Here is a 15,265-nt window from a genome sequence, read left to right as displayed (position 1 = left end):
GAAATGATGAACAAAACACCTAAAAAAGGATTATCTGTCCTGATAATTTTAACGTTAATTATTTCTTTGACTGTAAATGCACCTTTGATATTTGCTGATGATAACGCTAATCGTTTGGTCAATGCAGGATTTGAAGAAACCAAAGGTGCTGCGTCAGGATGGGACCACTTAGGCGCAGCCAGTTGGAGCGTGTGGAAGCCAACTGGAAGTCCTGTTGTTTCAATTTCTGAGGAAGCAAGCCGTACAGGTAAGTATGGATTGAAAATTAAGGCTTCCCAGAACGCCCGAGCTGCAGTGTCTCAAGATGTAGCCGTAAAAGGTGGCAAAACATATCAACTAAGTACCTGGATAAAGACAGATAATATTGTCAGCGGACAGGGAGCACGAATGAGAGTGACAACGTTTGAGGGAAAGCAACAACTTGAACTCCTTTACTCCTCCCGCTTAACGGGCACCCATGATTGGTCCGAGATCAAAATGGATGTAGAGCTCCCAGCAAATGTAGATAGTATTCGGGTACAGCTTTTCTTTGAAACCGGGACTGGAACGGCTATGTTCGATGATGTTTCCCTACTATTAATTGATCCGGCAACCTCGATTGAGATTGAAAATAAGGAAGTAACAATTCTAGAGAATGAGACTGCTGAAATAAATGTCAGACTAGAGCCTGCCGACGCAAGCTCAACGATTTCTTGGTTTTCCACAGATGAGTCGGTTGCTAAAGTGGATAACGGTAGGGTTACCGGAGTGAGAGCAGGGGAGGCAGTGATTATGGCAATCACGGATAATCGACTGTCTGCCAGCAGCATGGTCAAGGTGTTGAAAAATGAAGCGGTTGGACGGCCGGCCATTGAGGCGATTGAAATCCAACCGAAACAAATGCAGCTTGAAGCCGGGCAAGTTCGTTTACTTCAAGCAAATGTTTCGCCTGAAAATGCCGATAGGGAAAAGTTGGTTTGGCGTTCTTCCAATGAAAGTGTAGCTTCCATACAGAATGGTCTGGTAGAGGCCAAGTCCGAAGGAAGCGTCATCATCACTGCTGAGACAATGGATGGCAGCATAAAAAGTGTAACTCAACTAACCGTCGCGGCTTGGGAACAGGATGAATATGACGTGTTACGTTATAAGTGGGAAAGCCAAATGACCAGTCTTGATTTATACGATGCTTCTAATGAACGTATGAAACAAATGGTTACCAATCAAACCAAAACAACACTGGCATTATGGAAAAACATGGTGAAAAATACTAATCGAACCTTCTTGTGGCATGAATACTCGAGCACCGATAATTCAGCAGATATCCGATCAAATTATCGGAACTTGACCACTATGGCTAAGACGTTTGCGAATGAACATTCAACGCTTTATCGAAATCCACAATTACTCAAGGATATCAAAGATGCACTAGAGTGGCTGTATCAGAATCAATATAATGAATCGATTGCCCAGTATAGCAATTGGTGGAATTGGGAAATTGGTGTACCGAATGAATTAAACAGCATCATGGTGCTTTTATATGATTATTTGGATCAAGAAACGATCCACCGCTACTTGAAGGTCGTGGATCATTTTCAGCCGGATCCAACGAAATCTGGAGCAACTACACCGAACAACTTCCGGGAAGCCGTCGGCGCCAACAGAATTGACGTCAGTAAGGTTGTCGGAGTCCGTGGTGTACTCGTGAAGGATGAGGTGAAAATCGCTGCTGCCCGGGACGCCCTAAGTCAAACCTTTGAAAACGTGGCGTCAGGCGATGGTTTTTATGAAGATGGTTCGTTTGTGCAGCATGAGGATATTGCTTACACCGGTTCTTATGGCATTGTGTTAATCGAGGGGTTAACGGAGATGCTGGATTTATTGAGTGGTTCAACTTGGAGTGTAACGGACCCTAAGGTATCGAATGTTTATAACTGGATTGAAGATGCATTTGAACCATTTATGTACAAAGGTGCCTTGATGGATATGGTAAGGGGAAGAGCAATTTCACGTGATTTCCTGCAGGATCATCAAGCGGGTCACAGCATCATTAAGACTGTAATTCGAATGGCGCAATTTGCTCCAGAACCATATGCAGAAAAATATAAAAGTATGGCTAAAAATTGGCTTCAAGAAGATACACAACTAGATTATTTTTCAAATGCAAGCAGTTTCCGTGATATGGTTTTGGCTAAAAACCTGTTAGAAAATCAAGATATCAGCCCAAGGGGAGAACTTGATTTCCATAAAACATTTGCCTCAATGGACCGTGTTGTTCATAGAAAACCGGGTTACACTTTCGGAATCAGCATGTATTCAAACCGGATTCAAAACTATGAGGATATGAATGACGAAAATCGAAAAGGCTGGTACACAGGTGAAGGGATGACCTATTTGTATAATGCCGATCTCGCGCAATACAGCGATGATTTCTGGCCGACTGTTGACCCATATCGGATGCCGGGAACAACTATTGATACAATGAAACGAGCAGATGGAAGTGGAGAGCACAATTCAAGTGAGTCCTGGACAGGTGGTTCCACGTTAAATCGGTTTGGGACAGCAGGTATGTCTTATAAGGCCTGGAATAGTACATTAACCGCTAAAAAATCATGGTTTATGTTCGATAACGAAATTGTCGCTCTTGGCTCGGGAATAAGCAGCAATGATAACCGAACAATCGAAAGTATTGTTGAAAATCGAAAAATTCGTGAAGACCGCTCGAATAATCTCCTCATCAATGGTGAAAAGCCGGAGTTAACCGAGGGTCAACAACATACGGTTGAGGCCAAGTGGGTATTCCTTGAAGGGAATGTACCGGGATCTGATATAGGTTACTATTTTCCAGAAGGAAGAACGCTCAGGGTGAAAAAAGAACAGCAGACTGGATCTTGGAAGGACATCAATTATGGCGGGCCGTCGAATCCAATCACACGTTCCTATGTCACGATGTGGTTTGACCATGGTGTGAATCCTGCAAATGAAACGTACGCCTATGTCCTGCTGCCAGGCTTAAATCAGGAACAAACAAGCCAATATGCCGCACAGCCGGGGATTACGATTTTACGAAATGATCCTGGCGTCCAAGCGGTTCATGATGTTAAGGAAAATATTATCGGGGCTAACTTCTGGCTGAATGAAAAGCAAACGGTAGGTCCGTTAACGGTATATCAAAAAGCTTCTATTACCATGCAGGAGAAGGATGGCGTGCTGACGCTAGCCGTTTCCGACCCAACGATGCAGAACAAAGGCTGGATTGATGTCGATTTTGATGGAAAAGCCTTTAAGGTATTCGACGCAGACGAAAATATCCAAGTGTTACAAACGAAGCCTTCGATTAAGTTGAAAGTGAATGTCCAGCAGTCTTACGGGAAATCATTCATCGCCAAATTAAAAATGATTCCTAGCAAAAAAGGGAATAGCTCGAATTCAATTCGATAAATACAAAAGGAGAGAGACCATGGAGAGGCAACAAAGGCCGAATCTAATCTATATTTTTGCAGATCAATGGCGCCGTCAGGCTGTTGGGTATGAAGGAGAGGATCAGGTAATTACACCGAATATCGACGCATTTGTGCGTGAAGGGACGATCTTTTCTAATGCCGTAACTTGCTCCCCATTATGTTCTCCTCATCGGGCCTCCTTGCTTACCGGAAGGTATCCAAGCAGCACTGGGGTTTATACGAACTGTAAGGTTGGGGCAGATGTTATGTTAAGCCCAGATGAAATTAGTATTGGTGACGTGCTGGAAGAAAACGGCTATCAGACGGGATATATCGGAAAGTGGCATCTAGATTTACCGGAATTAAATATATCGGAACAGCCGGAATCCGGTGCAGAAGGGTGGGATGCGTATACACCTCCTGGACCGAAACGACAAGGATTCCAATTCTGGTATTCATATGGTGCTTGGGATGAGCATCTCTCACCGCATTACTGGCAGGATAGCCCGAAGAAAATTAAGGTAAACCAATGGTCCGTCGAACATGAAACAGACCAAGCACTAACATTTATCCAAAACCGAACCAGCGATCAGCCGTTTGCCTTATTTTTATCCTGGAATCCGCCACATAGCCCATTTGATCAAGTACCAGAAAAATATAAGGCGCTATATAACAGGGATCAAATCACACTTCGTAAAAATGTCACCCATTGCAGCTTCTCCGTTCATACTGGAGAAACAGTGGACGGCGGCATTGAAGAATTAAAGGAAAAACAATTGAATTACTTTGCTGCGATCTCAGGAATTGATGATCAATTTGAGAGAGTTTTACAATTATTAAAATCAGAAAAGCTAGATGAGAACACCATTGTTGTTTTGACTTCGGATCACGGTGAAATGATGGGTTCCCATGGTCTGATGGCAAAGCATGTATGGTTTGAGGAATCGATTGGTGTCCCATTTTGTATTCGCTGGCCGAATGTAATTCCAAAAATGCGGACAGACCTTTTACTTAATACTGTTGATATTATGCCGACTTTGCTTAGTTTTCTTGATTTAGAGATTCCTAGAACGATTGAGGGGATTGATTTATCGGACTTCATCGTAAACCAACAAACTGGCGGTCCAAAGGAAGCGTTTATTAGTGCTTATCCTGGAAGAAAGGAAGCGATTGAAGCGTTTCGTGAGGCTGGACTGGATAATCGCCAATTTGGATGGAGAGCCATTCGAACAGACGAATTTACCTATGTTATTCACCATGGTTATTCCCCTGAAGACGAAAGTGTTCGCTTGTTATACGATTTGAAAAGGGATAAATATCAGTTACATCCAGAGAAAATCGAAAATCCTTTCAAACATCGGATTGCAGAGGAACTTGAATGGAAGCTGCATCACTGGCTGAAAGATATGAACGACCCATTTTATTACAAACTAGAGGAGAATTGCAAATGACTGTATTAGTTGAAGAAGTACGCATGGAAGAAATTAAGAATAGTTTACGCTTTACGAAAGGACCTGCTGTAGACCGTGCTTTTGTTGAAAAAGCAATTGGGCATGTTTTGGCTAAAATCGATCAAAGCCTAGATGTATTTACAGATAAATTTCCTGATTCCAACAGTGTAAATCTTGTCTATCCTCCGATTGAAAATGTAGAGTGGACCACAAGTTTTTGGACGGGTATGCTCTGGCTCGCTTATGAATACACAGGGGATGAAAAATACCGGAAAGTTGCAGAGAAGCAGATTCAAAGTTTTAAAGAACGTCTAGAAAAACGAATCGAGGTTGACCACCATGACCTAGGCTTCTTATACACACTAAGCTGTGTCAGTGCATATAAGCTTACCGGAAATGAAGAAGCAAAGGATATCGCATTAAAGGCAGCTGATTTGTTAATTACCCGCTATTACGATAAAGCAGGAATTATTCAGGCGTGGGGCAATCTAAATGATCCAAAAGAGCGAGGCAGAATGATTATTGACTGCAACATGAATCTTCCGCTCCTTTACTGGGCGTCAGAAGTGACTGGAAAACCGATCTATCGAGAAATCGCCGAGACCCATATCAAGCAGGCAGCGAAATATATTGTTAGACAGGACGCCTCCACTTTCCATACGTATTACATGGATCCGGAGACTGGTGAACCAATGTACGGCAATACCCACCAAGGATTTTCGGATGACTCCTGCTGGGCCCGCGGACAAGCATGGGGGATCTACGGTTTCCCGCTCAGCTACAATTACACCGGTGATTGGAGTTTAGTCGATTTAGCAAAAAAAGTGACAAACTATTATTTGAACCGTTTACCGGAAGACGAGATTTGCTACTGGGATTTGATTTTTACCGAAGGTGATGAAGAAAGGGACAGCTCTGCAGCTGCAATCACGGTATGTGGACTGCTTGAGATGGTGAAATATTTACCACTTACTGATCCTGAAAAAGAAATCTATGAAAATGCTGCTTTAAAGATGGTGCAGTCCTTATATGAAAACTATCGGACTGATATCGATAGTGAGGCAAACGGAATCCTTAAGCACGCCGTATACTATAAAGCTGGCGGCCGTGGTGTGGATGAAAGCTGTATCTGGGGTGACTACTATTATTTTGAGGCATTAATTCGACTTGTTAAGGATTGGAAAATGTACTGGTAAGGTATTCGGGATATGGAAACGTCCAAGAGGTGTTGGCGTTTCCTTTCCTTTAGGATTTGAAAGGGGAAATGATGATATGGATGGGAAGCTATATCGAACAATGGAGTTTATCATGAATGCCTTTATATTGAATCTTTTATGGCTGGTGGTATGCCTTCCGATTCTAACCATATTTCCAGCGACAACCGCTTTGTTTGGTGTAGTCCGGGAGTGGCAGAAGGAAAATGATATTAAAGTATTTTCTGCTTTTTTCCGCCATTTAAAGGCGAATTTTAAACAAAGCTTCGTTCTTGGCATTTTATGGATCGTCTTTACCTTTTTGCTTATCGGTGATTTTATCATCACCAATCAGATGCAATCAAACCTAAAATACGTACTATTTGCGGTTTTCTTCCTTTTAAGTATTGTTTATCTGTTTGCATCGATATCGATTTTTCCCGTCATCGTTCATTACCGAGTGTCTTGGAAAGAAGCTATCAAGAATGCCATGCTGCTTTCGATTGGAATTCCTCACTTTATGCTTCTTTCTCTCGTGATGATTGCCGGTACAGTGGGGCTCATATTTTTTTTTCCAGCGGCCTCGATGTTAGTTTTTAGCATTGCTGCCTATCTAATTTATGCTCTAGTATCAAAGGGGTTTCATAAGGAGAAAAAAGTTCAAACCAATTACCAAACGGCCGCTAATTAACATTGTGCTATGTGTCCTTGGTACATAAAAAATATCAATAGGATGGTGTATGTATGGTAAAAAATTTAAAGAAAATTTTGGCAACATCATTGACACTAACAACCTTTTTATCTGTTTCTGCACTAGATACCAACAACTCCGTTCATGCCTCTGAAACGTCGGCAGCTTCCACCGTGGCAAATTCTGCAGAATCTGTAAATGAACTCAATCAATTAAAGGAGAACTTTAGAAAGTATCTAGTTGGTACTGAAAGCTTGAATTCTGACCCATTGTTAGCTAGTAAAATCAATTCAGTCCACAAAACGGCCAATGATAGGCTCGACTTGTTCCTTCCTAGCGAGGAAAGGGGACAAGGTCTGTTCAAAGATGTCACACTTGGCCAAGATCCGAAAAATCTAGCAAACTCCTATTTGTATTTATACCAAATGGCACTAGCTGCCAAATCCTATAAAGACCCTAGCCAAACCGGATTTAACTTTTACGAGAATGTGGAAATGATCAATAAAATCATTGAAGGGCTGGATTGGCTGTATGCTAATCACTTTGCCGACCAAGAAAAGGGTTATTACGGGAATTGGTATGAATGGGAAATAGGTGCCCCGAATCATATTTCGAAAATCTTACTTTTGTTAGAGGATGAGATTAAAAGCCAGAAACCGGAACTGATTAACGCCTATGTGAACTCGATGGATTTATACTTAAGGAACGGAAAAGACGGGGATATTGATTTAACGGCCCGTCAACATACAGGCGCCAATCTTGCCGATATCGCCACAAATCGAATTATCCAAGGGGCAATTACAGGAGACGGGCAGCGGGTATCAAAGGCAGTGGCCAATATCCTGACTGTTTTTCAAACGATCGACCCTGATCATATTGTAAATGGGAATACGGATGGATTTTATGAGGATGGCTCCTTTATTCAGCACCACCGGGTTGCCTATACGGGTTCTTACGGGAAAGTCCTGATCAATCGGATTATCCAAACGATGAAAATTCTGGACGATAGTTCATACAATCCGAAAGACATATTGGTTCCAACCGTCAAAAATTGGTTATATCAAGGCTTCTCACCGGTTATTTTTGAAGGGTATATGATGGAAATCGTCAAAGGCCGGGCGGTTTCAAGAACAGGAACCGGGTATGCGGATGTCAATGGTATCGTCGAAGCAATGGTTGATTTAACGAACTACTTGAATGAAGAAGACAGTCAGCAATTAAAATCTCACATTAAATATATTGCTCAAACTACGAAAGGGACTATTAATACGGGATCCTTCACTTCTAATTTAGCTGTGGTACAGTATAATAACCTGATCGTGGATTCCAACGTTGAGGCTAAAAACGCGATTGCCGAAGAAAATCATTATGCCTTTAATTTAATGGATAAAACGGTCCATTTAAGAGACTCCTATGCGTTTGCTTTTTCAAGAAGCTCTGACCGAATCAGCAAATATGAGTATATGAGCGGCGAAAACTTAATGCCATGGTTCCAAGGTGATGGCGCGTATTACTTATATTTATCAGGAAGGAATCAAACGAAATCATTTGGGGCTAATTATTTTGCAACTATTAGCCCTTATAAGCTTCCGGGAACAACTGTACCTGTTGAGGAGAGAAAAACCATTCCTGAGCTGTATGGAAAGGCTTACTATGAAAATACCAATCATCCATTAAATTTCTTTGCATCCTCAGTGTCGCAAAATGATTATGTTTATTTTCCAGTAGGAACGAATAAGTATTCCGGCGGGGTAAAGCTGGGGAAATACGGGGTAACAGGTATTCAGCTTGGGGATGAGATTGGCTATCGCGATAAACAGAAAGGGATACTGCCTGACGATTTTGTCGCATATAAAAATGCCGAAGCGAATAAATCGGCGTTTATGCTTGATGATGAAATTGTTTTACTTGGATCTGGTATTAAGGATCAGTTGGGACGAGAGGTTATTTCCACCATTGATAACCGGATGTTTGACAGCAACGAAACCAGTTCCATTACAGGGGAAACATATGATGATCAAGTATTAACGGATCCTGAAAATGGCCAATACGAGTTAAAATGGCTGAATTTTAAAACCGATGAGGAAGCAAGTAAGGTAGGGTATTACTTTCCTGAATCCTCCAGCATCAATGTTTCAACAAATACGGTGACGAAAAGCCTTAAAAAAATCCGTACTCCCAACCCGGACACCAAGATTACGGAGAACTTCTTTACATTAGGACTGGAGCATGGAACAAATCCGCAAAATGCGAAATATGCCTATGTGATTTTACCTAATTTCAATGAAGCGGATACGGAGGAATATGCGAATAGTCCATGTGTGAAGATCTTGTCTAATACGGAGGATGTACATGCTGTTGAACATGTTAATCTTGGGTTGAAAGGTTTCAATTTCTTTGGTGACAAAAAGAGAAGTGTAAGTAATGTAACTTCCTATAATCCGGCATCGATTCTTGTGAAAAAAGATGGGGATATTGTGACGATTGCTGTTTCCGACCCGACCTTCAGTCTTGATAAGATGAAACTGGAGGTGGAACTCCCGCACCCTGCAGTGGTAGAAGCGAGCAAGGGTGTTAAGGCTTCCGTTTCTAGTAAAAAGACGTTAATTCATATTGATTCCAAGAATTCTTATGGGAAGAGCTTTGAAATCAAGCTAAAAGTTAAAGAGTAATACTAGCTGATAAAATGCGGTGGAGTGGGCGGCATTATATGGGACGGGTTCACTCCCACTGCTTTTTCGTGCTCTTAATAAAATTTTATCTAAGATAAAGAGGTGTAGGCATTTATGAAAAGACCAAACATTCTATTGATCACAAGTGATCAGCAGCATTATGATACGATCGGCGCCTTTAACCCGGAACTCTTCACCCCGAACCTCGATCGCTTGGCTAAGGAAGGAACGACTTTTCAGCGCGCCTATTGTCCAAATCCTACATGTACACCGGCAAGGTCTTCAATCATAACAGGCACCTACCCAAGCCAGCATGGGGCATGGACATTGGGAACAAAACTGAGTGAGGAGCAACTGACTGTCGGCGATGTTTTTGTAGAAAATGGGTATCGAACAGCACTTGTCGGGAAGGCTCATTTCCAGCCTACGCGTACGTCAGATGAGTATCCATCACTGGAATCGATGCCGCTCCTCCAGAATATTGACTTCTGGAAATCTTACAATCAGCCATTCTACGGTTTTGAAAGAATTGAACTTTTGCGCAATCATACCAATGAATACTTGGTGGGCCAGCATTACGTGGCCTGGCTGGAGGAGAAGGGTTTCCATGACTGGAAAAAGTATTATATGGCTCCAACGGGAACGATGGATCCAGCCATTAAATATACCTGGGGGATTCCGGAGGAGTATCACTATAATACATACATAGCAGAAAAAACCAATGAACTTCTGGAAGCCTATCAACAGCAAGGGGAAAACTTCTTCCTTTGGGCGAGCTTTCCGGATCCGCATCCTCCATATTTGGTGCCGGAGCCATGGGCTTCGATGTACGACCCTAATCAGTTGACCATTCCCGAGGCTGTTCCCGGCGAACATGACAAGAATCCCACGCATTTTAAAAAGACCCAGGAGGAGAACCCTGATTTTTCTGACCTAGAGGAAACAGGCTGGGGCATTCACGGTTATCACTCGCATTTGCTGCCAGAGGACGACCGAAAAAAATTAGTAGCGAATTATTATGGGATGATAAGTTTCATGGATAAGTATATTGGTAAAATTCTAGATAAGCTGGATGAACTGGGAATTGCCGATGACACTCTGGTTGTTTTTAGCACAGATCACGGTCATTTCTTCGGCCAGCATGGCTTGCAGTACAAAGGCGGGTTTCATTATGAGGATTTGATTAAACTGCCATTTATTGTCCGATATCCGGGGAAAGTACCGGGACAAAAAGAATCACATGCCCTGCAATCGCTGGTCGATCTAGCACCAACCTTTTTGTCCTTAGCTGGTATCCCTATCCCGCCTAATATGTCTGGTGAAGACCAAAAGAATGTTTGGCTGGGAATCCAAGAGAAGGTAAGGGATCACATTTTGTGTGAGTTTCGTCATGAGCCAACAACCATCCATCAAAAAACCTATGTTGATGAGCGCTATAAAATTACGATCTATTACCGGCAAACCTATGGTGAAATTTTTGACTTGAAGGGGGACCCTAAAGAATTAAATAATTTATGGGATCATCCAAACTATCAAGAATTGAAAAAAGAGCTTCTATTAAAATATGCGTGGGCGGAATTGCATAAAGAGCAGATGCCGATGCCTAGAATTTCTCATGCATAGGGACGTAAAACATACTATTAAACAGTAAGGAGACTAACAAAAAATGGTACAATCCTGTTTAACTTCGAAGAACCAAGGCCATACCGGTGTTATGTGGAAAACTGTTTCTGAGGCATGTAATCTTGCTTGTAATTATTGCTATTATAGCAGTTGTGGAGGTCAGCCAGGAAAAATCGAAAAAATAGATTCTATTATGCTTGAAAAATTTATTAAAGAATATATGGATATTTCCAATGGAATAGCTTCATTCGCATGGCAGGGAGGAGAGCCGCTCCTAGCAGGCTTGGATTTTTTTAAACAGGTTGTATATTTACAAGCAAAGTACGCTCCTAAGAATACAATCATAAGCAATTCACTGCAAACCAATGCCACGCTCATTACAAAGGAATGGGCAAGTTTTTTTAAACAATATAATTTATTAATCGGTGTTAGTCTGGATGGACCAAAGGAAATCAATGATGCAAGAAGGGTGAATGGTCAGGGCATTGGGAGCTTCGACCGTGTGATGCGTGGGATTAATCATTTGCGTAATGCAAATGTTGACTTTAATATCCTCACGGTTATTCACGAAGGAAATGTAGGCAGGGCAAAAAAGTTGATGGCGTTTTATCAGACAGAAGGGTTTAGCCATGTGCAATTTATTCCTTGTATGGATTTCCGAGCCCAAGAACCGAATAAGCCGGGGCAATATTTGATTACACCTGAACAATATGGCCAGTTCTTATGTGAGGCATTTGATGTATGGTATAACAATGGTAACCCGAAAAGATCGGTCAGGATCTTTGATAACATTTTAAGTGTGTATTTGCACCAAGAGGCAGAACTATGTGTCCATCGTCAATCATGCCCGAAAACACTGATCCTTGAACAAAACGGTGACGCCTATCCGTGCGATTTTTATATTAATGATGAATCTAGACTTGGGAACGTCGCTCAGGATTCGCTTATAGATATTTTAAACAGCCCAAAATACGAAGACTTTCTTGGATTGAAGCCGAATTTACCAGATAAGTGTAGAGAGTGCAAGTTTTTACATTTATGCCATGGCGGTTGTCCGAGAAATCGAGCATGGAATCAAGCAGTTGATATAATTAACCCAGATTATTTCTGCGGGAGTTATCTTGAACTCTATAACTACTGCCATGAACGAATGGAAAAGCTGGCTGAAAATATAAAACAGAAGTGGCTGCAAAATCACCTTCAAGCAGACCGACCAAAGCCTGAACGAAATGATCTTTGCCTTTGTGGAAGCAAGAAAAAATTCAAAAAATGTTGTGAAAAGTTTTTGCAAAAAGCTTAGCCTTCCTATTGGAGGAGTTAAAATGGATATATCAAATGGATTTTACTTAACATCGGGATTGGTGCTCTGCCAGGCTCCATATTTGGTATTGTTACTGCAACTTTATTCATCAAGTTATTTTTATGTTATCTTTTCAACTATTTGTTTCGTTAGGAACCTTATTATTTTTTAAAAAATCTCCCAAAAAAAGTTAAAAAACATGTTCTCATTGAGGAATACAATTATGTAGCAGCTGCATTTTCCGAAAGCAATAATTGCTGCAGTAGTTATTTATTCCTGTCCCTGTATTTAATCCTGAGGCTGTCCCAGAAAGGGACAGCTGTTTCCATTTTATTTTGTATTTTTTTTCTTTTGTGCATTTTCTAGTTTGCTTTTTGGTTCCTCAGCGAATTCTGCATCTTGACCGTATCCTTGTGGATTAACCCCAGGAGCCTTTACACCGCGATTAGCATGACCGTTTTTGCTCATCCTTCTCACCTCCCATTTTTTTAGTATTTCCACTCGGAATAATAAAACTCAACTTTCTAAACAATAATGATAAGAGGTGATAAAAATGAACAAAGGCGTTTATTTAGCCCTTTCTAGTATTGGTTTAGCACAAGGCTTAAAAATTCCCATTCATTATTACAAAAAGAAAGAGTGGCGCCCAGACCTCTTTTTCCAAACAGGCGGTATGCCTAGCTCCCACTCAGCTGGAGTTTCAACACTAACCACCTATATAGCGCTACAGCGAGGGCTGCCAACATTTGATTTTGCTCTATCGCTGGTTTATGGATTAATTGTCATGTACGACGCCCAAGGGATACGACGGCAAACAGGTGAACTCACCTTAAAAGTCAATTCCATGCATGATTTAATTGAAAAAGTGGACAAAGAGGAAAGCGTAGAATTTGAACAGGAAGCTCCTAAAAAGTTAAAGGAAATGTTAGGACATCAGCCTGAAGAAGTAATTGGCGGAGCAATTCTTGGGGCAATAGTAGGAGTAGTTGGACATTTATGTACAAAAAAGGGTAGAAAATTGTCGAAATTTAAGGTAAAATCTGATAGTAGATGGTTTTAGATTGCTTGGAGAGGGATGGAGAAGCCAGTGCGAACAACTGATGAGTACTTGCACTACCTAGAAGGAAAAGGATTTCAATTTCAAGAGGATGCAATTGGGTTTATTTATTTCGGAAAACACTATACGAATGCTTCCGATGAATTGATTAATTCTGCGATAGAGATCACATTAAAAGCCCAGAAGAGCTTTGATGGCAGCTTTTATGTGTCATTATTAGAAACCCTTGTTTCGAGCAAAATACAAACAAGAAATGCAGCCCTCAAGTTCGTTAAAGAAAGAGAACTAGTGGCAATATAAACAAGAATCCTCCCAAAACGGGGGGATTTTTGTTTAACCATGATATCACAAAAATGGCTTTTCCATGCTGCTTTACTCTTCATTCAAAGTATTTTTTCGGATTGCAAGTCGGGCCAATTCATCGGCTGCTTTATTTTCGATACTTGGAATCCACTTCATAAAAAATAAATCAAATTGTTTCGATAACTGTAATGCCTGTTCTAGAAGAGGAGCATATAGTTTATTTTTCGCAAATTCTTTCTCTACAGCCTTATTGACTAATTCTGAATCCGTTCGAAAGGATACAACACTATGGGAATAGCCTTTTTCTAAGCACAGCTCTAATGCTTTAATAAAGGCATGATACTCGGCCTCGTGATTAGACATCATACCGAGCGGAATTGAAAATTTTTCGGCTGTCCCATTCCCTTTTATAAAAATTCCAGCACCGCTTGGACCCGGGTTGCCAGCACTGGCACCGTCTATGTAGACTTCGATCATAGGAGTCCCTCCATTTTCATAATAATTGAAAGTTTATCATAATCTAACACAAAACGCAGGAAATAAATTTTCCCTCTTTCTACTTTGTTGAACTGGGTATGCTAAGAGTAGATGTTTAAACGTATTGTAAGAAAGTGCAATCATAAATTCTTTCTTTTCAACTCAGAAATTTTCTTTAGAAAGGTTGAAAATCATGAAATATAAACTTGAGTGGAAATATAAAACAGGCAGTAATGAAAAAATACAATTCACCTCTGATTGGATTTCTACGGAATTGGCAATACAAGCAGGTGAAGAGCTTGAAAAGCTAGGGAAAGCAAGTGACATCTACTTTTATGATGAGATAGGTACATCGTGGATATTAAAGGAACTGAAAAAGCTGGTAACTGAAATTGAGGATGACCCTCATGAAATCACTGTATATTTCGATGGCGGATTTAAAAAGGAAACCAATACAGCCGGTCTTGGTGTGGTTATATTTTTTAAACAAGGGAAAAAGAAATATCGAATTAGAGCGAACGAAATGTTCGATGAATTGGAAACAAATAATGAAGCAGAATATGCAGCCTTTTATTATGGTTTAACGCTTTTAGAGGAATTAGGCGTTCATCATCTGCCTTGTGAATTTAAAGGGGACTCACAGGTCGTCTTAAAGCAGCTTGAAGGAGAATGGCCGTGCTATGAGGATGTACTCAATGCCTGGCTTGACAGGATTGAAGAAAAAATGAAGTCACTCTCGCTGACACCAAAGTACACACCGATTCCAAGAAATGATAATAAAGAAGCAGATAAATTGGCTACTCAGGCGTTAGAGGGGAAAGAAATTTTTGCAAAGACACAAATAATTTAAGAAACGGGGTGCCTTTGACTCGTGGAAAAATCTAGTAGAAAAGAACTGTTCCATCATGTTGAATCACTATTAGGCCAGTACTGTAATGGATGTTTTGTTCATCAGCAGTTTAAACAAGATGGAGGCAGGAGGTTTGCCCATCGCTTTTGTATTTCACAATGCACCGTAGGGGAAAAACTGCAGGAATATGGAAAAAAGCTTACAAGATGATTAGTTACTGTACTGGATG

The 15,265-nt window shown here is 41.0% G+C and carries 13 protein-coding genes; 11 read left to right on the top strand and 2 right to left on the bottom strand.

Translation table 11 applies throughout. The features are described from left to right. Positions 1-3: 3 nt before the first annotated feature. The 7 genes from ACY3XC_RS01370 (at position 4) to ACY3XC_RS01340 (ending at position 12,349) form a co-directional block, all read left to right on the top strand. Positions 4-3,417, top strand: a complete 3,414-nt coding sequence (locus ACY3XC_RS01370) for a polysaccharide lyase family 8 super-sandwich domain-containing protein (RefSeq protein WP_464866985.1) — start codon at positions 4-6, stop codon at positions 3,415-3,417. A 19-nt stretch (positions 3,418-3,436) separates the two neighbouring features. After that, the gene (locus ACY3XC_RS01365) at positions 3,437-4,870 is read left to right on the top strand and encodes a sulfatase family protein (protein ID WP_464866984.1); all 1,434 of its coding nucleotides are present in this window, start codon (positions 3,437-3,439) and stop codon (positions 4,868-4,870) included. Further along, complete coding sequence (locus ACY3XC_RS01360; protein ID WP_464866983.1) at positions 4,867-6,066, top strand: glycoside hydrolase family 88 protein; 1,200 nt, start codon at positions 4,867-4,869, stop codon at positions 6,064-6,066. Before ACY3XC_RS01365 ends, ACY3XC_RS01360 begins: the two co-directional genes overlap by 4 nt. Before the next feature lie 76 nt (positions 6,067-6,142). Further along, complete coding sequence (locus ACY3XC_RS01355) at positions 6,143-6,754, top strand: YesL family protein (RefSeq protein ID WP_179159269.1); 612 nt, start codon at positions 6,143-6,145, stop codon at positions 6,752-6,754. Positions 6,755-6,807: 53 nt separating this feature from the next. After that, positions 6,808-9,426 carry a polysaccharide lyase 8 family protein gene (locus ACY3XC_RS01350; RefSeq protein WP_464866982.1) on the top strand — a complete coding sequence of 873 codons (2,619 nt, stop codon included), beginning with the start codon at positions 6,808-6,810 and terminating at the stop codon, positions 9,424-9,426. A 114-nt stretch (positions 9,427-9,540) separates the two neighbouring features. After that, positions 9,541-11,049, top strand: a complete 1,509-nt coding sequence (locus tag ACY3XC_RS01345) for a sulfatase family protein (protein WP_464866981.1) — start codon at positions 9,541-9,543, stop codon at positions 11,047-11,049. A gap of 43 nt (positions 11,050-11,092) precedes the next feature. Beyond that, complete coding sequence (locus ACY3XC_RS01340; protein ID WP_464866980.1) at positions 11,093-12,349, top strand: anaerobic sulfatase maturase; 1,257 nt, start codon at positions 11,093-11,095, stop codon at positions 12,347-12,349. Between the two features lie 330 nt (positions 12,350-12,679). On the opposite strand, the gene sspL is transcribed toward ACY3XC_RS01340, so the two are convergent. Next, positions 12,680-12,817, bottom strand: a complete 138-nt coding sequence (gene sspL, locus ACY3XC_RS01335) for a small, acid-soluble spore protein L (RefSeq protein ID WP_179159265.1) — start codon at positions 12,815-12,817, stop codon at positions 12,680-12,682. Positions 12,818-12,902: 85 nt separating this feature from the next. Here sspL and ACY3XC_RS01330 point away from each other — a divergent pair, with 85 nt between their 5' ends. Beyond that, positions 12,903-13,409 carry a divergent PAP2 family protein gene (locus tag ACY3XC_RS01330; protein ID WP_464866979.1) on the top strand — a complete coding sequence of 169 codons (507 nt, stop codon included), beginning with the start codon at positions 12,903-12,905 and terminating at the stop codon, positions 13,407-13,409. 15 nt (positions 13,410-13,424) lie between these two features. After that, positions 13,425-13,706, top strand: coding sequence for a DUF6123 family protein (locus tag ACY3XC_RS01325; RefSeq protein ID WP_179159263.1), 282 nt, complete (start codon positions 13,425-13,427; stop codon positions 13,704-13,706). 72 nt (positions 13,707-13,778) lie between these two features. Here the strand turns inward: ACY3XC_RS01325 and ACY3XC_RS01320 are convergent, their stop codons facing one another. Beyond that, positions 13,779-14,186 (bottom strand): reverse transcriptase-like protein, encoded by a 408-nt coding sequence (locus ACY3XC_RS01320; RefSeq protein ID WP_464866978.1) that lies wholly within the window; start codon positions 14,184-14,186, stop codon positions 13,779-13,781. Between the two features lie 193 nt (positions 14,187-14,379). On the opposite strand from ACY3XC_RS01320, the gene ACY3XC_RS01315 reads away from it, so the two are divergent. Further along, positions 14,380-15,036 carry a ribonuclease H family protein gene (locus ACY3XC_RS01315; RefSeq protein WP_464866977.1) on the top strand — a complete coding sequence of 219 codons (657 nt, stop codon included), beginning with the start codon at positions 14,380-14,382 and terminating at the stop codon, positions 15,034-15,036. Between the two features lie 21 nt (positions 15,037-15,057). Beyond that, positions 15,058-15,246, top strand: coding sequence for a zinc-finger domain-containing protein (locus ACY3XC_RS01310; RefSeq protein WP_464866976.1), 189 nt, complete (start codon positions 15,058-15,060; stop codon positions 15,244-15,246). Positions 15,247-15,265 lie beyond the last annotated feature (19 nt).

The organism is Bacillus sp. CZDM1 (genome assembly GCF_055502545.1).
The sequence above is the reverse complement of the archived record's forward strand: the minus strand, read 5'-3'. Positions and strand labels throughout refer to the sequence as shown.